Annotated in this window: 18 protein-coding genes; 7 read left to right on the forward strand and 11 right to left on the reverse strand. The window is 69.5% G+C overall.

Going from position 1 to position 16,454, the window contains the following annotated elements:
• Window positions 1-30: 30 nt before the first annotated feature.
• Entirely contained in the window at window positions 31-213 is a 183-nt protein-coding gene (locus G4H71_RS03825; RefSeq protein WP_072736950.1) for an Rv3202a family protein, read from the reverse strand.
• 140 nt (window positions 214-353) lie between these two features.
• Between G4H71_RS03825 and G4H71_RS03830 the strand changes: the two genes are divergently transcribed.
• From G4H71_RS03830 to G4H71_RS03840, 3 genes are read left to right on the forward strand one after another with little or no spacing between them, the layout of a single operon-like run.
• Entirely contained in the window at window positions 354-854 is a 501-nt protein-coding gene (locus G4H71_RS03830; protein ID WP_072736726.1) for a PH domain-containing protein, read from the forward strand.
• Window positions 851-2,407: a PH domain-containing protein gene (locus G4H71_RS03835; protein WP_072736725.1), complete on the forward strand. Its 1,557-nt coding sequence runs from the start codon at window positions 851-853 to the stop codon at window positions 2,405-2,407. Before G4H71_RS03830 ends, G4H71_RS03835 begins: the two co-directional genes overlap by 4 nt.
• On the forward strand, window positions 2,383-3,138 hold the full coding sequence (locus G4H71_RS03840) for a uracil-DNA glycosylase (protein WP_072736724.1): 756 nt from the start codon (window positions 2,383-2,385) through the stop codon (window positions 3,136-3,138). The genes G4H71_RS03835 and G4H71_RS03840 overlap by 25 nt, the downstream gene beginning before the upstream one ends.
• Before the next feature lie 134 nt (window positions 3,139-3,272).
• On the opposite strand, the gene G4H71_RS03845 is transcribed toward G4H71_RS03840, so the two are convergent.
• The 8 genes from G4H71_RS03845 to G4H71_RS03880 all read right to left on the reverse strand — a co-directional run bounded on the left by G4H71_RS03845 (window position 3,273) and on the right by G4H71_RS03880 (window position 11,928).
• Window positions 3,273-4,112 (reverse strand): uroporphyrinogen-III synthase, encoded by an 840-nt coding sequence (locus G4H71_RS03845; protein WP_072736723.1) that lies wholly within the window; start codon window positions 4,110-4,112, stop codon window positions 3,273-3,275.
• Window positions 4,113-4,136: 24 nt separating this feature from the next.
• Window positions 4,137-5,609 (reverse strand): catalase, encoded by a 1,473-nt coding sequence (locus tag G4H71_RS03850; RefSeq protein WP_072736722.1) that lies wholly within the window; start codon window positions 5,607-5,609, stop codon window positions 4,137-4,139.
• Between the two features lie 31 nt (window positions 5,610-5,640).
• The gene (locus tag G4H71_RS03855) at window positions 5,641-6,012 is read right to left on the reverse strand and encodes a hypothetical protein (protein ID WP_083342834.1); all 372 of its coding nucleotides are present in this window, start codon (window positions 6,010-6,012) and stop codon (window positions 5,641-5,643) included.
• A 113-nt stretch (window positions 6,013-6,125) separates the two neighbouring features.
• A complete protein-coding gene (locus G4H71_RS03860; RefSeq protein WP_169847116.1) occupies window positions 6,126-6,284 on the reverse strand; it encodes a hypothetical protein in 159 nt (52 codons plus the stop codon).
• 143 nt (window positions 6,285-6,427) lie between these two features.
• The gene (mshB, locus tag G4H71_RS03865; RefSeq protein WP_072736720.1) at window positions 6,428-7,327 is read right to left on the reverse strand and encodes an N-acetyl-1-D-myo-inositol-2-amino-2-deoxy-alpha-D-glucopyranoside deacetylase; all 900 of its coding nucleotides are present in this window, start codon (window positions 7,325-7,327) and stop codon (window positions 6,428-6,430) included.
• Window positions 7,324-9,114: an ABC transporter family substrate-binding protein gene (locus G4H71_RS03870; protein WP_072736949.1), complete on the reverse strand. Its 1,791-nt coding sequence runs from the start codon at window positions 9,112-9,114 to the stop codon at window positions 7,324-7,326. Before G4H71_RS03870 ends, mshB begins: the two co-directional genes overlap by 4 nt.
• Window positions 9,115-9,394: 280 nt before the next feature.
• Window positions 9,395-11,290 carry a translational GTPase TypA gene (typA, locus tag G4H71_RS03875; RefSeq protein WP_072736948.1) on the reverse strand — a complete coding sequence of 632 codons (1,896 nt, stop codon included), beginning with the start codon at window positions 11,288-11,290 and terminating at the stop codon, window positions 9,395-9,397.
• Between the two features lie 206 nt (window positions 11,291-11,496).
• On the reverse strand, window positions 11,497-11,928 hold the full coding sequence (locus G4H71_RS03880) for a (deoxy)nucleoside triphosphate pyrophosphohydrolase (protein WP_072736947.1): 432 nt from the start codon (window positions 11,926-11,928) through the stop codon (window positions 11,497-11,499).
• A 46-nt stretch (window positions 11,929-11,974) separates the two neighbouring features.
• On the opposite strand from G4H71_RS03880, the gene G4H71_RS03885 reads away from it, so the two are divergent.
• The gene (locus G4H71_RS03885) at window positions 11,975-12,262 is read left to right on the forward strand and encodes a 4a-hydroxytetrahydrobiopterin dehydratase (RefSeq protein WP_072736719.1); all 288 of its coding nucleotides are present in this window, start codon (window positions 11,975-11,977) and stop codon (window positions 12,260-12,262) included.
• Here G4H71_RS03885 and G4H71_RS03890 read toward each other — a convergent pair.
• A complete protein-coding gene (locus G4H71_RS03890) occupies window positions 12,207-13,535 on the reverse strand; it encodes a mannosyltransferase (protein WP_371842143.1) in 1,329 nt (442 codons plus the stop codon). The two genes, G4H71_RS03885 and G4H71_RS03890, sit on opposite strands and share 56 nt — an antisense overlap.
• A 283-nt stretch (window positions 13,536-13,818) precedes the next feature.
• Between G4H71_RS03890 and G4H71_RS03895 the strand changes: the two genes are divergently transcribed.
• The 3 genes from G4H71_RS03895 (at window position 13,819) to G4H71_RS03905 (ending at window position 15,626) form a co-directional block, all read left to right on the forward strand.
• A complete protein-coding gene (locus tag G4H71_RS03895; RefSeq protein WP_072736718.1) occupies window positions 13,819-14,577 on the forward strand; it encodes an Rv1157c family protein in 759 nt (252 codons plus the stop codon).
• A gap of 109 nt (window positions 14,578-14,686) precedes the next feature.
• Window positions 14,687-15,055, forward strand: a complete 369-nt coding sequence (locus tag G4H71_RS03900; RefSeq protein ID WP_072736717.1) for a hypothetical protein — start codon at window positions 14,687-14,689, stop codon at window positions 15,053-15,055.
• A 79-nt stretch (window positions 15,056-15,134) separates the two neighbouring features.
• Complete coding sequence (locus tag G4H71_RS03905) at window positions 15,135-15,626, forward strand: nuclear transport factor 2 family protein (RefSeq protein ID WP_072736716.1); 492 nt, start codon at window positions 15,135-15,137, stop codon at window positions 15,624-15,626.
• Window positions 15,627-15,654: 28 nt separating this feature from the next.
• On the opposite strand, the gene G4H71_RS03910 is transcribed toward G4H71_RS03905, so the two are convergent.
• The gene (locus tag G4H71_RS03910; RefSeq protein ID WP_072736945.1) at window positions 15,655-16,368 is read right to left on the reverse strand and encodes a DUF1906 domain-containing protein; all 714 of its coding nucleotides are present in this window, start codon (window positions 16,366-16,368) and stop codon (window positions 15,655-15,657) included.
• Window positions 16,369-16,454 lie beyond the last annotated feature (86 nt).

Here is a 16,454-nt window from a genome sequence, read left to right on the forward strand (position 1 = left end):
GTGCACCCGGTCCGCGGACGGCCGGGCGGCTCACTCTCGGGGGTAGTCCTCGTCCAGGGGCACGGCGAGACGCTGTTCCAGTGCGTCGGCCTCGGCAGCTTCCAGGGTGGTCAGGTCGGCGAGTTCGTCGGCGCTCGGGGCGCCGTCGTCCTGGGGATCGATCGTGACTTCCTGCTCGATCTCGTCGTTCTCGGGAACTTCCGGGCGAGTCATCGCGTGCTCCTTCCGTTGCCGGTGTGCCTCCACGATAGCGTTCCGGTAGAGGTGGCGACTGCGGGAAGACGAGCAGGGCCAGGAAGCAGCGCAGTCCCGACGGAAGACCGGGGCGAATCGCTCGGACGAAGGTGACGCGAATGAGTACACCGGCAGCGGTGACGATGGCCGACCCGGCCTGGCGGCCGAGCCCGCGCGCGAAGGCGCTCTGGGCGATCAACGCCGCCCTGTTCTGGCTCCCGGTGGTGATCGTGATCGTCGTGCTCACCGCGATCGGCTGGTGGCCCGCCTGGGTCTACTTCACGGCGTTCGCCGTCGCCGTGGTGGCCGGCACGGTGCACGTCGCGGTGGTGCCCTTCTGGCGCTACCGGGTACACCGCTGGGAGATCAGCGACACCGCCGTGTACACACGCAGCGGCTGGCTCACCCAGGAACGGCGCATCGCCCCGATCTCGCGGGTACAGACGGTGGACACCGAACGCGGCCCGATCGACCGGATGCTCTCCCTCGCCACCGTGACCGTGACGACGGCGTCGTCCGCGGGGGCCGTGCAGATCACCGCGCTCGACCAGCAAGTCGCCGACCTCACGGTGGCCCGGCTCACCGAGATCGCCGGGCACAACGCCGGAGACGCCACGTGAGCACGGTGCCACCGCCGGTGCCGCCCCGGGCGGAGGATTCCGCCGCGGCCGTCGCCGCCGAGGAGGAACAGCCGTGGCTGCGGCTGGACCCACGAATGCTCCTGGTCCATCCGGTGGACACGGCGGTCAAATTGCTCCCGGTTCTGGCGGTGTCGCTGATCGTCGGCACCCGCAGTGGCAACCCGCTCTGGGCTCTGGCCGCCGTCGTGGGGCTGGTGGCGATCGGCGCGGCCCGCTGGTACACCACGAGCTACCGGATCGGTCCCGTCCACGTGCAATTGCGACGGGGCCTCCTCCAGCGCCGCCTGTTGTCGATCCCGCGGAGCAGGATCCGTTCCGTCGACGTGGAGTCCGGGATTCTGCACCGGGTACTCGGCCTGTCGATCGTTCGCATCGGTACCGGCCAGCAGGCCGCGGGCAGCACGGACTCCAATCGGTTCGAACTCGATGCCCTGTCCAGTTCGGTCGTACCGGCACTGCGCTCCGCGCTGCTGGCCGACGCGCTCGGCGCGGCGCCCGCCGCCGCCGCGGGCACCGTGCCGACGCAGCCCGCACCCGAGATCGAGATCGCGCACTGGCGACCGTCATGGGTGCGCTACGCGCCCTTCTCCGCGACCGGGGTCCTCGCGATCGCCGCGCTGGTGGGCGTGCTGTTCCAATACGGGCTCGGTGAGCAGCTCGTCGATTCCGAACGGGTGCGCGGCAGCGTCGAATCGGCCGAGCGGGCCGGAATCGCCCTGCTCCTGGCCGGCGCGGTCGTGGCCCTGCTCGTCGTCGCCAGCCTCGTCGCCTGCGTGCGCTATCTCGTCACGTTCGGCAATCTCCGGGTCACCGACAACGGCCGCACCCTGCACGTGAGCCACGGACTGTCGAAGACGCGGCAGACCACCCTCGACCGCGCCCGGCTGCGCGGCGCCACGCTGAAGGAACCGTTGCTGCTGCGGATGGCGGGCGGAGCCAGGCTCGACGCGATCATGACCGGGGTGAGTGCCGAGAAGGGCGAATCCTCGCTGCTGCTCCCGCAGAGTCCCCGCGCCGAGGCCGAACGTGTCATGTCGACGGTCGTCGGCGACCCCCGGCTGTCGCAGATACCGTTGCTCGCGCACGGCCCGGCGGCCCGCCGCCGCCGATACACCAGGGCCCTGCTGCTGCCGGTGCTGATTCTGGTCGCCGTCGCCGTGGTAGGCGTGGCGATCCGCCCGTTGCCGGTGATCGCCTGGGCGGGCGCGATACTCCTCGTCGTCGCCGCGGTCGGGCTGGCGTACGACCGCTACCGGGGGCTCGGGCACGCCGCACCACCCGGCTGGCTGATCACCCGCGGCGGATCCCTCGACCGGGCACGGCACACGCTCGCGGCCGACGGCATCATCGGGTGGACCGTGCGGCAGACGTACTTCCAGCGCCGGGCGGGGGTGGCGACCGTGGTCGCCGCCACCCCGGCCGGAACCGGAGGATACGAGGTGGTGGACATGCCTGCCGACCTGGCCTGGACGCTGGTCGAGGCCGTCACTCCCGGCGCGGGAGACAGATGGGCCGACCGAGGACCGGCGTGACCGGGTACCCGGACATCGCCGCGCTCGATGCCGACCTGATCGAGTGCCGCGCATGTCCTCGTCTCGTGCGGTGGCGGGAGCAGGTCGCGGCCGAGAAGCGCGCCGCGTTCCGGGACTGGACGTACTGGGGCCGGCCGGTACCCGGTTTCGGCCCGACCGATGCGTCGCTGGTGATCGTCGGGCTCGCGCCGGCCGCACACGGCGCCAACCGCACCGGTCGCATGTTCACCGGCGACCGCAGCGGCGACTTCCTGTATGCCGCCCTGTACGAGGTGGGACTCGCGAACCAGCCCACTGCCGCCCGGCTCGGCGACGGCCTCGAATTGTTCGGCACCCGGATCACCTCACCGGTGCACTGCGCCCCGCCCGCCAACAAACCCACCCCCGCCGAGCGGGACACCTGCCGCCACTGGCTGGTGTCCGAACTCGACCTGCTCCTGCCGACGCTCCGCACCATCGTCGTACTCGGCGGCTTCGGCTGGCAGGCCCTGCTCCCGGTTCTCGCCGGTGCGGGCTGGACGATCCCGACACCACGACCGAAGTTCGGACACGGCACACACGTCGTCCTGGAAGGCCCTACGCCGCTCCACCTGTACGGCTGCTACCACGTGAGCCAGCAGAACACCTTCACCGGCCGCCTGACCCCGGCCATGCTCGAGGACCTGCTGCGCACCGCCGGGCGTACCGCCGGAATCCTTCCGGACGGTCACCCGGCCCGGAGGCCCTCGTAGATCCCGCACCGACCCCGCGCCATGCGTGTGCACCCCGTCCAGTTCCGGGCACCTCCACGTGCTGACCGGACGGGGTGCCGGGGGCGGGACGGGGTGCAAGGAGCGGGACGGGCGCTGTCGGGACGGGGCCTCGACTACGAGACCCGCCGGACTGGCAGCACCTCGATGACGTACTTCGCCAGGCTGCCGAGGCGTGCTCGCGCGGGCTGGAGAGTCGGGACACCGAGCGCTTCGAGCGGCGAGGCGGTCACCGACCCGACGCAGAACGCCGCGACCGGCCCGGACAGTGCCTCGAGTAGTTGGGGAATCCGCCCGACGTCCTTCGCCGTGCTGAGCAGCGAGGCGACCGCCGGCGCACTGGTGAACGTCACCGCGTCGACCCGTCGGTGCACGATCGCGTCGACCAGCTCGCGCATCGGAGCCTGATCGGCCGGCCGGGTCCACCGGTACACGGAGAACTCCCGGACCTGCGCGCCGAGGTCGGCCAGGCCCGCGGCGAGGTCGGTGAGCGGCTCCCACTCGGTGATCGTGCCGTGATGCTGCACCGCGATCCGGGTGCCCGCGACCCCCTCCGACGTCAGATGAGCGAGGACCTCCTCGAACGACTCCGTCTCCGGTGACCATTCCTCGCGCAGCCCGACACCGCGCACCGCGCCCTTCGCTTTCGGCCCGCGGGTGATCACCCGGGATCCGTCGAGGGTGCGCACCAACTCGTCGCGCAGTCCCCACTCGTCCGCCGCCTCGAGCCAGCCGCGAAAACCCATGGCCGTACTCACCACGAACAACTCCGGCGGCTGCGCCACGATCGCCTCGGTCGCACCGCGCAGATCGTCGTCCGCCGACAGCGGCAACACGTGGATCGCAGGCGTGTGGATCACCGTCGCTCCGTGCCTTTCGAGCACGGTGATGAAGTCGGCGGCCCGCCGCTCCGCGGTCACTGCCACGGTGACCCCGGCGAGTTCGTCGTTTCCCATACCCGCAAGTGTGACGTACCGGCGTCAGTCGCTCTTGCCGGAGCGCACTCCCTGCTCGATCCTGCCGCCGATCTCCTTGTCGATATTGGTCCAGTACTCGAAGGCACGCCCCAGCACGGGCTCGGTGACCCCGTCGAGCAGATGCCCGACGACGTTGCTCACCAACCGGTCTCGTGCCGCGTCGTCGAACACCTCCCGCACGAGCGTGCCCGGCTGCGACCAGTCGTCGTCGTCCGGGCGGAGGGTGTAGGCCGAACGGACCATGTCGCCGTCCGAGGCCCACACCGCCATGGCGCCGGTCTGCGCCGGATCGGCGGCCGGACCGCCCTTCGAGTTGGGCGCGTACACGGGGTCGCCGGGGTTGTGGTGGCGCAGGGCGCCGTCCTTGGAGTACGAGTGCACCGGAACCTTGGCCGCGTTGACCGGAATCTCCTTGTAGTTCGCCCCGATCCGGGCGCGGTGCGCGTCGGCGTAGGAGAACACCCGGCCGAGGAGCATCTTGTCCGGGCTCGGGCCGATTCCGGGAACGAAGTTGTTCGGTTCGAACGCGGCTTCCTCGATCTCACACCAGTAGTCGGTGGGGTTACGGTCCAGGGTCATCTTCCCGACGGTGATCAGCGGGTAGTCCGCGTGCGGCCACACCTTGGTGAGATCGAACGGATTGATCCGGTACGTCTTGGCATCCTCGAACGGCATGATCTGCATCTTCAGCGTCCAGGTGGGGTAGTTGCCGCCCTCGATCGCCTGCCACAGGTCCCGCACGTGGTAGTCGCCGTCCGTGCCGGCCAGCCGGTCCGCCTCGTCCTGGGGCAGATAGTCCACGCCCTGGTCGGTCTTGAAGTGGTACTTCACCCAGAACCGTTCGCCCGACGCGTTCACCCACATGTACGTATGGCTGGAGTAGCCGTTCATGTGACGCCAGTCCTTGGGGATACCGCGATCACCCATCAGCCAGGCCACCTGGTGCGCCGATTCGGGCGAGAGTGTCCAGAAGTCCCACTGCATGTCGTGGTCCCGCATGTTGTTGTCCGCCCGGCGCTTCTGCGAACGGATGAAGTGCTGGAACTTCAACGGGTCACGCAGAAAGAAGACCGGCGTGTTGTTCCCGACCATGTCGTAGTTGCCCTGCTCGGTGTAGAACTTGATCGCGAATCCGCGAGGATCCCGCCACGTGTCCGGACTCCCTCGTTCTCCCGCAACGGTGGAGAACCGGATCACCAGATCCGTCTTCTTGCCGGGCTGGAACAGGTCCGCCTTCGTGTACTTGCTGACGTCCTCGGTCACCTCGAAATGCCCGAACGCGCCGCCGCCCTTCGCGTGCGGCTGGCGTTCCGCGATCCGTTCGCGGTTGAACTGGGCCATCTGTTCGATCAGGTAGTGATCGTGCAGGAGGATCGGCCCGTCCGGGCCGACGGTGAGCGAGTGTTCGTCGCTGACTACCGGGATTCCGGCGTCGTCGGTGGTGAAGGGGTGATCGGTCCCTGTCTGATCTGCCATGTCGGGGCTCCTTCAGCAGACAACTGGTCCCCTACCGCATACCCCCGGCCGTCCCCGCCGAAACTGACCCGAGCGCGGTCCTCAGACCCACCGTCCACAGGTAGACGGCCGCGGGAACCAGGCCGCCCACCAGCAGCAGAACGGTCCACACCGACGGCAACAGGAGGATGTCGCCACCCGGCCCACCGAACATGCACAGCACGAACCCGACCAACCAGCCGCCGAGCGGCAACAGGCCGGACGACACCCTTCCCGTCACCGATCGGGCCGCGATCACCAGGAGCACGTTGACGACGGCGGCGAACAGGATGCTGATCGGAAAGGGTGTCGCACCGAGCCACAGAGGCAGGAAGAGAACGGACAGGACGGCGCACAGGAACCCGTCGAAGACGAGCAGCGCCATCGTCGCGCCCGCCGGCGGATCATCCGGGCGCGGGCCCTGCTCCGACGGCGGCCGGCCCGGGCTCGGTGCGGCTGTGTTCGTCATCCGTCAATGGTGACTCACCGAACGCCGAGTCACGGGACCGGGGGGAAACCCAGCAGGGTGAACAGGTGGCTCGACGCGCCCACGAAGTCGTACAGCACGCTGTAGTAGAGCTCGCGCTGCTCTCCGAAAAACGGCTTCTGCGAATCCACGAACGCCGCGATCGCGTTCTGCAGGTCCCAGTTGTACATGTCCCCTCCTCGTCCCCCGACAATTCAGGCCGACCTCGGCGCCAGTGATGTGCGCCATAGTCTAACGCTGAACGTGTCGCGCGCCACACCCACCCTCGGGTATGCGTCTGCGCCTCTCGGAGAGGGACTCCGACACCGAGGGGTCAGGCGAGCGCCGTGGGATCGATCCCGGCGAGCAGATCGGTCTCTCGTGTCGTCGACGGCGCGTCGGCGAGCACGAAGTGCTCGGCCGCCAGGATCGGCTGGGCGATGTTGTTCGACAGCGCGAATTCGCCCCCACCGGGGGACACCGAGACCTGGGTGGCGTGCGCGGCGAGGGCCGCGCGCTTCGCGTCGAGGACGGCGGAGACGTCGACGGCCGTGGTCACCACGGAGTCGTCCACCGCCGGCAGTTCCCCGGGTTCCGGCAGGCGCCAGCCGCCCGGGATCTCCCCGATCCGGCACACACCGTCCTCGACCGCGCTCGCGGCGGCGACGGTCCAATACAGTTTCGGCACCCGCCACGGCATGCCGGCCTCGGGAAACCGCGCGCTCGCCGACGCGGAGACCGCTTCCCGCGTGAGCCGATGCGCCTGAATGTGGTCCGGGTGCCCGTAGCCGCCGTCGGCGTCGTAGGTGACCACCACGTGCGGACGCAGCTGCCTGATCACGGCGACCAGTTCCCCGACCGCCGCGTCCGGGTCCGCGTTGACGAAGGCCCGGGGGTGTGCGGCGGAAGCGGTCCCCGCCATCCCGGAATCCCGGTAGCGTCCGCCGCCCCCGAGGAAGCGGGGACCGGTCGGGACGCCCAGTGCGACGAGGGCAGCCGCCAGTTCACCGATCCGGTATCCGCCGAGCTGATCGGCCTCGTCGGCGACCAGCCGCGCCCAGCGATCGCCGATCACCTCGCCTTCCTCGCCCAGAGTGCAGGTCAGCACGGTGACATCGGCACCGGACGCGGCGTACCGCGCGATGGTCCCGCCCGTCGTGATCGACTCGTCGTCGGGATGGGCGTGGACGAACAGCAGACGCGGGACGGACGGGGCTGCCTGACCTGCCGTCACTGGACGGCTCTCGTCCACTGCGCGGCGTCGTCGAAGATGCCGGCGGGGAGTACACCGCCGAGCGAGGCACCCTGCACGCCGGGCCCTGCGGCGACCAGCGTGGAATCCTGCACCACCGGGAGGACGACCTCGAGGTCCCACAGTCGACGATCCACGTCGGACAGGATCGTCGGAACGTCTCCCACTCCGCGGAGGGAGGAGTCGATCGCGGGCTGGAGCGCCGGATCGCACAGCCCGGAGAGGTTCGACGGGGAGGCGAGTTCGGCGTCGATCTTCTCCGCATCCGTCTCGGTGTCCGTCTCCGGGTCGGAGCCGTCGCCGTCCTCCGTGGGCTCGGGCGCGCGGGTCGTGTCGGCAGCATCCTCGTCGTCCGACTCCTGCGGCGCGGGCAGACAGCCGAAACGGGAGGCCGCGACGGTGGCGGCGTCGCCGCCCGCTCTCGCCCAGGCGACGACCGCACCGACCCGGCCGGACGTGATCGCCTCGCCGAACAGCTCCTCCGCCTCGATCGATTCGACGCTCGCGTCCACGCCCGCCCCGCGAAGCTGGTCCGCAGCCGTCGCCGCCACCGCGGCGGCGGTCGCGTCTCCGGACGGAACACCGATCACCAGGGTCAACGGCAATCCGTTGCGCTCGAGGAGGCCACCTTCGGGCACCTCTCCCGGGGGCACCGCAGCCTCGGGCTGCCGCTCGTATCCGGCCTCGGCGAGCAACGCCTGCACCTGTTCGGGACCGATCGGGTCCGGCGCGCTCGGCGCGTATCCCGGATCCGACGGGGAGAACACCAGCGACCGGGCGGGAACCGCCGTCGACTCGCTCCCCGAGCCCACGGTGGCCAGCAACTCGACGTCGAGCACCCCGAGCACCGCGCGGCGGACCCGGATGTCGTCCAGCTCCGGCACGCGGCCGTTGAGGGTGACTTCGAGAGTGCGCGGCTGGAACACCGAGCCGGTGCGGACGGCGGGAATCGCCGCGAGCTGAGCGGCCGTCGAAGTGCCGCCGTGCGTCTGCGCGAGCTGCGCGTCGCCCGTACGGATCGAGTCCGCCAGTTGTGCCGACGAGCCCGCGCGACGCAGCAGGATCTGATCGGGCGCGGCCGGGGTGTCCCAGAACCTGTCGTTGCGCTCGAGCAGGATCTCGTCGCGGCCGCGGTCGATCGACTTGATGTGGAATCGGGACCCCGACACGGGGATGTTCTCGGCGAGGGCGCCGGCGAATCCTCCCGGCGAGTCCTTCACCAGGTGCGCCGGGAGGAGGTCCGTGAACAGCTCACGCCACGCCGGGTAGGGGGCGTCGAAGACGACATTCACCGTCTTGCCCCCGCCGGAGGAGTTGACGTCCCGGATCAGGCGGTATCCGGCGGGATCGACCACACCCGGGACCGTGATCATCTGTTGCCACAGGTACCGGAAGTCCTCGGCGGCGATGGGCGCCCCGTCCGACCACTGGGCGTCGGTGCGCAGCCGGTAGGTGACGGTGAACGGCTCCTGGGAGCTGACCTCGGCCGTGACCAGCAGCGACGGGTCGAGCACGTGGTCGGCGAAGCCGGGCCGGTCCGGCGAGGGGACCGTACGGAACGGGCTGGGGAACACCAGCGAGCTCACGGCCGCATTCGCCGGTGACTGGTCCGCCAGCAGGTGGGGATTGAACCCGGTACCGATGTCGTCGATCGCGACGACCACCGGAAGACGAGTCGACGGGGCGGACGTGGTGCGCGGAGTGTCGGTGCTCTCCACCGGCGGCGGCGGATTCGCCGTGCACGCCGCGAGGGACACCGCGGTGACCATGATCGCGATTCCGCCGGCCAGCCGGGCCCCGTACTCGCCCCGCGTCCCGGCTCCGCGTTCCCGGGTCACCTGCCGTCGATCGGCCCCCACGGCACCGTCCTTCCCTGTCACTGCACTCCTACCGCCGCTGGGCCTGCATCCCTGCCGCACACCCGTCACAGCCCTCGGACCGCCCACGCGAATGTACCGGTCGCCGCGGCAATGAATGTGCCGTTCATCGCCACTACAGCGATGAACGGCACATTCATCCGGTTTCGGAGCGGAGCGGTGGGCGGGACCCTCAGAGAGCGGCCTTGTCGCGCTGCTTGGCGCGCGAACGCTCCCGAGCCCGCTCGGTGCCGTTGAGGTGCACCTTGCGCACCCGAGTGATCTCGGGCGTCACCTCGACACACTCGTCACCGGCGCAGAACTCCATGGCCGCTTCGAGGCCGAGCACCATCGGGCGCGCCAAGGTCTCCATCACGTCGGCCGTCGCGGACCGCATGTTGGTGAGCTTCTTCTCGCGAGTGACGTTGATGTCGAGATCCTCCGCACGCGGGTTGATCCCGACGACATGACCCTCGTAGGTCTCCGAACCCGGCTCGACGAAGAACGTGCCGCGGTCGGAGAGCTGGATCATCGCGAACGGCGTGACCGTGCCCTGACGGTCCGACACGAGCGATCCGGTGTGGCGGGCACGGATCTCGCCCGCCCAAGGGGCGTAGCCGTGGAAGACGGCGTTGGCGATGCCGGTGCCGCGCGTCTCGGTGAGGAAGTCGGTGCGGAAGCCGATCAGGCCACGCGACGGGACGATGAACTCGATGCGCACCCAACCGGCGGCATGGTTGTTCATCTGCACCATCTTGCCCTTGCGGGCGGCGAGCAGCTGGGTGATCGCGCCGAGGTGCTCCTCGGGGCTGTCGATCGTCAGCTCCTCGTACGGTTCGTGCACCTTGCCGTCGACCTGACGGGTGACCACCTGCGGCTTGCCGACGGTGAGTTCGAATCCCTCGCGACGCATCTGCTCGACGAGGATGGCCAGCGCCAGCTCGCCACGGCCCTGCACCTCCCACGCGTCCGGGCGGCCGATGTCGACCACGCGCAGCGACACGTTGCCGATCAGCTCGGAATCCAGCCGGTTCTTGACCATGCGCGCGGTGAGCTTGTGTCCCTTCACGCGCCCGGCCAGCGGCGAGCTGTTGGTACCGATCGTGATGGAGATGGCCGGCTCGTCGACACTGATCCGCGGCAGAGCCACCGGGTTCTCCACGTCCGCGAGCGTGTCGCCGATCATGATTTCCGGGAAACCGGCGACGGCGACGATGTCGCCGGCCACGGCGGACTCGGCAGGCTTACGGGTGACGCCCTCGGTGGCGAGCAGTTCGGTGATCTTCACGGTCTTGACGCCCTCGCCGTGCATCCACGCCACGGTCTGACCCTTGCGCAGCTCACCGTTGTGGATGCGCACCAGCGCGAGGCGGCCGAGGAAGTCGGAGGCGTCGAGGTTGGTGACGTGCGCCTGGAGCGGCGCGTCCACGGAGCCCTTGGGCGCGGGGACGTTGTTCATCAGGACGTCGAACAGCGCGTCGAGGTTCTCGGCGGCGGGAGCCTGGCCGTTCTCGGGCTGCTCGACGGATGCCTTGCCCTCACGGCCCGAGGCGTACAGCACGGGGAGGTCGAGCAGCGCCTCGGCGGCCTCCGCGGCCGCGTCGTCCAGATCCGAGGCGAGGTCGAGAAGCAGGTCCTGCGACTCGGTGACAACCTCCTCGATCCGGGCGTCGGGCCGGTCCGTCTTGTTCACGACGATGATGACCGGCAGCGACGCGGCGAGGGCCTTGCGCAGCACGAAGCGGGTCTGCGGGAGCGGTCCCTCCGACGCGTCGACGAGCAGCACGACGCCGTCGACCATGGACAGGCCGCGCTCGACCTCGCCGCCGAAGTCGGCGTGACCCGGTGTGTCGATGACGTTGATGACGGTGACCGTGCCGTCGGCGTTGTGCCGGTGCACGGCGGTGTTCTTGGCGAGAATGGTGATGCCCTTCTCGCGTTCGAGATCGCCGGAGTCCATCACCCGGTCGACCAGCTCGGCGCGCTCCGCGAAGGCCCCCGATTGGCGCAGCATGGCGTCGACGAGGGTGGTCTTTCCGTGGTCGACGTGCGCGACGATGGCGACGTTACGGAAGCTGGTGGTGGACACGCGATGGCTCTCCTGGCTGAGTTGATTCGGCCACACGAAGGGTGCATCGCACGGCGCATTGGTGGCCGCTGTGATCTCCACTGGCTGTGATCCACTGACTTCGACCCCTCGTGCGAGGGGGCGTGAATCGCCGGCACAGGTGCCGCGGCCATACAGATACTACCCGGATCCCCCGCCCACCTCTCACGCGCGCGCTGCGAGAGTGCTCACCCGGCGGTCAGCGCGTCGCACAGAGCCGGCACCCAGACCCGGTCCGCGGCCACCAGTTGCATCCGCCGTAGCCCCGCCGCGTCCACCCAGCACAGGCCGGTGTGTTCGAGCGGCTCCGGTGTGCCGGACACGAGCGTGGCCCGGTACGCACGCAGCACCAGTCCCGACGGGAGCTCCACATCGACACCGATCCGCTCCCCCGCATCGGCCTCGACTCCGAGTTCCTCCCGCAGTTCGCGGCGCAGTGCCGCGCGCGGCTGCTCCCCGGGCTCGACCTTTCCGCCCGGCAACTCCCATTGCCCGGCGAGTTCGGGCGGATGTCCGCGACGGGCGAGCAGCAGCCTGCCGTCGACGATCAACGCGGCGGCGACAACCTCCCGCTCGGCCTTCGCCTCGTCACGCGCCTCCGCCTCGTCACGCGCCGTCATTCCGTCACGCATTGCAGGTTCACCGGACACTGCACCATCATGGGGTATGGCCGAATTGCTGTCCGACGGACAGATCGTGTCCGCACTCGCCGAACTGCCGGGCTGGCAGCTCACCGGCGAGACCCTGGTCCGCACGATCACGTCGGAGACGTTCCCGGAAGCGATCGCACTCGTCGGCAAGGTCGCCGAGATCGCCGAGTCGAAGAACCACCATCCGGACATCGACATCCGATGGCGGAAGGTGACCTACACCCTCACGACCCATTCGGCGGGCGGCATCACCGCACTGGACCTGGATCTGGCCGCGGAGATCGACTCGCTGACCCGCGAGTGACCCGGGCCGCGTAGATCACCCAGAGCAACACGGCGACGACCCCGATCACGTCGACCGCACCGAGCCACGCGAGGATCGCCGGCCGCGGGATCACCCAGATCGACTCCTGGAATGCGCTGAGCACCCAGGGGACCCCGACCAGCATCGAGACCAGCCAGAATCCCGCCACCACCCGGGTGCCGAGCATCCGCCCGTACGGTCCGTGCAGCAGCCAGATCGCCATCGGAACGAGCCACACCCAGTGGTGCGACCAGGAGATCGGCGAGACGAGCAGTCCGAACAACTGCACGATGACCAGCGTGCCCAGGGCGTCGTCTCGGCCGATCGCCCGCCACGCCGCAAAGGCCAGGGCCGCGGCGACCAGTACCGAGGCGATCCAGATCGGCCCCGTCTCCACGTCGTATCCGAGGATCCGGCTGATCGTGCCGCGCAGCGACTGGTTCCACACGGAGCCGACCGGGCCGATCCGGTCCGCGTCCCCGAACAGGGTCGTGAAGTACTGCCGGGCCTCGGAACCGATCAGCAGGAAGCTCACCGCGACGGTTCCCGCGAAGGTGAGAGCGGAGAAGGCCGCGGCCTTCCACTGTCGCCGCGCGAGGAAGTAGAGCCCGGTGACGGCGGGAGTCAGTTTCACGCCCGCGGCCAGACCGACGAGCCCGCCGGCCACCCACCACCGGGGGCTCGAGACCGCTGCCATCACCAGCGCGACGAGGAAGACGTTCACCTGGCCGTAGTCGAGAGTCGTGCGTACCGGTTCGGACCACACCCCGACCGTCGTCCACAGCAGGACGAACCCGTGCCGTCGCGGCGTCAGGACTGCAGAGCCGGTGAGCAGGGTGAAGGTCATCCGCACCACGGCGTACAGCGCCGCGATCGTGGCCAGTTGCCAGGCGACCGCCACCACCGCGAACGGCAGGAAGTGCAGGGGCAGGAAGACCAGCGCCGCGAAGGGCGGGTAGGTGAACGGAAGTGGAAAGTCCGGGGTCACCTCGGCGTAGGTGTACGAGTACAGGTCGCTGTCGAGCAGGGAGGCCGAGCCGTCGACGTACACGTGCAGATCGACGAAGTTCATGCCGTTCGGGCTCAACAGTGTCCACGCCAGCCGGAGGACGACCGACACCGCGAGCAGAATCGGCGCCCGACGCAACGCCCATCGCAAGAGACTGCCGAACGCCCTGGTCACGCGAGCGGCGTCCGCCCTGCGAGGAGCGACGGTGTTGCGGTCGGGCACGGGTGACGCTCCCTCGTCGGGTGGCCTTCGGGACCGGGACAGCCTAGACGCCGGGCGTGGTCCCGATCGCGACCGGCAGTGCGTCCGCCCCGTCTCGACCCCGTAACAGTTGAATCACCACCCTCTTGCACCCCACCTGTCACAGGTTATGGTCACCGGGAGGTCACTATCGGCGCCCCTATGCCATACACTCCACCGAGTGATGTAGCCGACGGGTCACGGTCCGGCGGCTTCGCACCCCGGGGGTGCTGCACCGAAGTGACTCCCGGAACCGTCGAACGCGGCCCACTGTCGGCCCGCGCAGAATGACAAGGATGGGGAAACCGTGCTTCGAACCCGAGGTTTGCGGAGAGGCTTCACCGCTCTCGCGATCGCCGCGGCCGCCGCGTTGGTGGTGCCGTCTCAGGCTGGTGCCCAGCCGATCCCGCCGCCCGTTCCGGAGGGCGTGCCCGTGGAGGCGCTCGCGTCCCTCGTGCCCGCCATCATCGGCGCGGCCGCCGGTCCCGCGGACATCGCCGACAACCCACAGGCCGACCTGCTGGCACAGGCCCGGATCCTGCTCGAGACCGCGCCCCTGTCCGACGAGCTCAAGTCGACGCTCGAGCGCGTGATCACCTTCCTCGACGGCAGCGGCGGCGGCGGCCCCGACATCCCGGAGGACGGCCCGGTCATCGCCCAGTTCCTCTACCCGACCATCGGTCAGGGATGCATCGGCCCCGAGTCGGATGCCGTGGCCACCGCCCTCGCGGTTCCCGGCCCCGCTCACCTGCCTCCGCCCGGACCGGGCGTCGGCCAGGCCGGTTTCGTCTTCACCGCTCTCGGCACCGCTCCCGCCGCCGATCACCCGGCCCAGCCGCTCACCGCGACCTGGATCAACATCGACAACGGCTGGCGCGGGGATGTGGACCTGACCAACCAGGCCCGGATCAACCCCGACGGCCCGGCCACCCTGTCCGGGATCGCCGACACCGGATCGGGACGCGTTCTCGCCGTCATCTCGGGCGGGATCACCACCGTCCCCGAGGGTGAAGCGCCGATCTCCTGCATGATCCTGCCGACCGTGGGCATGTTCCACGTCGCCTGACCCGACCGCACGAAGTGGGGGCCGCCGGTGTCACCGGCGGCCCCCACTTCGTGCTTCCCCTGTTCGTCCGCCCGGTTTACCCTCCCCCGGGCCGTGGTAGCCCACCTGCATGCCGCACCTCCACGCTCCCGACCGCGCCACCCCCACCCGTCACGTCTCCGATGCAGCGGGGCCGCAGCGCTCGATCCTGTCGATCCGCTCGGAAGGATCGATTCTCTCGATAGGTTCCGCGTACTCGATCCTGTCGATCGGCAGTGTCGGATCGATTCTGTCCGTGGGGTCGATGGGTTCGTTCGGCTCGGTCCTCAGCAGCTTCTCCTTCGGCAGTCTCGGCTCCGCGTTCTCGGCCGTGTCCCGGTGGTCGCTGCTGTCCTGGCGCGGCAACCATTCCTCGCCCGCCGATCAGCGTCCCCCGCTGGTGGTGATCGCGGACGAACACGACACCGAGGATCATCTGGCGGCCCATTGCCAGTGCTGACCGGCATTCCCTTCCCCTCGAATTGAAACGTGTTCTACTCTCGTCGGAACGAGTACGAACCGACGAGTGGGAGAGACGTATGACCTGGAGTCGAGAAGAGTTGGCCGAGGCGTTCGCCGGATACCAGCGCACCGTGGAGAAGTGCGTCGAGGCCGGGGACTGGAGCACCTACGCGGACATGTTCACCGAGGACGCGCGGTACGTCGAGCATGCCTACGGCACCTTCACCGGGCGTGACGAGATCCGCGCCTGGGTCACGCGCACCATGTCCTCGTTCCCCGGCCGCGTCATGACCTCGTTCCCGGCCAACTGGTCGGTGTTCGACACCGAACGGGGATGGGCGATCTGCGAGATCGACAATCCGATGGCCGATCCGGGCGACGGGTCCTCGCACGCGGCCGCGAACGTGACGATCCTGGAGTACGCGGGCGACGGCCTGTGGTCACGCGAGGAGGACGTCTACAACCCGCTCGAGTTCCTGCGCATGGCGAGCGGATGGTGCAGGGCCGCGGAAGCGGCGGGAACACTGCCCGACGACGCCCGGGCCTGGCTGGAGAAGGTGCGGCGCTGAGAGATCCCGGGCCGGCCTCTGCCTGCGGTCACCACCTGCCGTAGTCGGCCTTCAGGATCGAGTTCCGGTCGATACCGACGCCGTCGACGGTGCGTTTGTCGATCTCGAACTGGTGCAGGTGCGCCGCGGGGTGCACGTAGCCCTGCGGCGTACCCCAGTTGTGCTGCCAGTACCAGGATCCGAGGCCGGCGACGAGTGCCAGATCGATCGTCTTGGAGTTCGCGTAGACACCGACGTTCTCGCGGCCGAGCACCGAGTGCCACCCGAGGAGGAACGGCGCGATCATCGTGGCGAATTCGATCTCGGTCGGATTGTCGTCGATGGAGGCATAGATCGGTCGACCCTCCGGTCCACCCGCGGCGCGATGCAGTTCCAGACCACGACGCGCATGCTTCACTCCCGCGTCGTACCCGCCGCGCCAGTCCGCGGTCGGGCCCTTGCCGTACTGGTAGCAGGACACCACCGCCAGCCCGGCCGCGAGCAGGGCCTCGGCCTCGCTCGCCCGGAACGGCTTGCCCAGCATCCATTCGGCTCCCGGCCGACGATCGGAGACGTAGCGGATCACGCCCGCGTATCCGGCGTCCTTGATCGCCGAGGCACTCGGGACGTCGGCCGAGTAGTCGATGAGGGTTCCGAGGCTCTGCGCGGGCGCGACCCCCGTACCGGTGGTGAAGGCCGCGACACCGGCCACTGCCGACCCCGCCGCGGCGTACTTGAACAACTCTCGCCGTGAGATCTGCACCGAACCTCCCCGTTCCACTTCTTCTTCGCGTCTGTGCGCTCCACCCGTGCCGTCCACGGCACCCGTGTCACTGCAACCACACCGGT

The organism is Rhodococcus triatomae (assembly GCF_014217785.1).
In the GTDB taxonomy this organism is placed as follows: domain Bacteria; phylum Actinomycetota; class Actinomycetes; order Mycobacteriales; family Mycobacteriaceae; genus Rhodococcus_F; species Rhodococcus_F triatomae.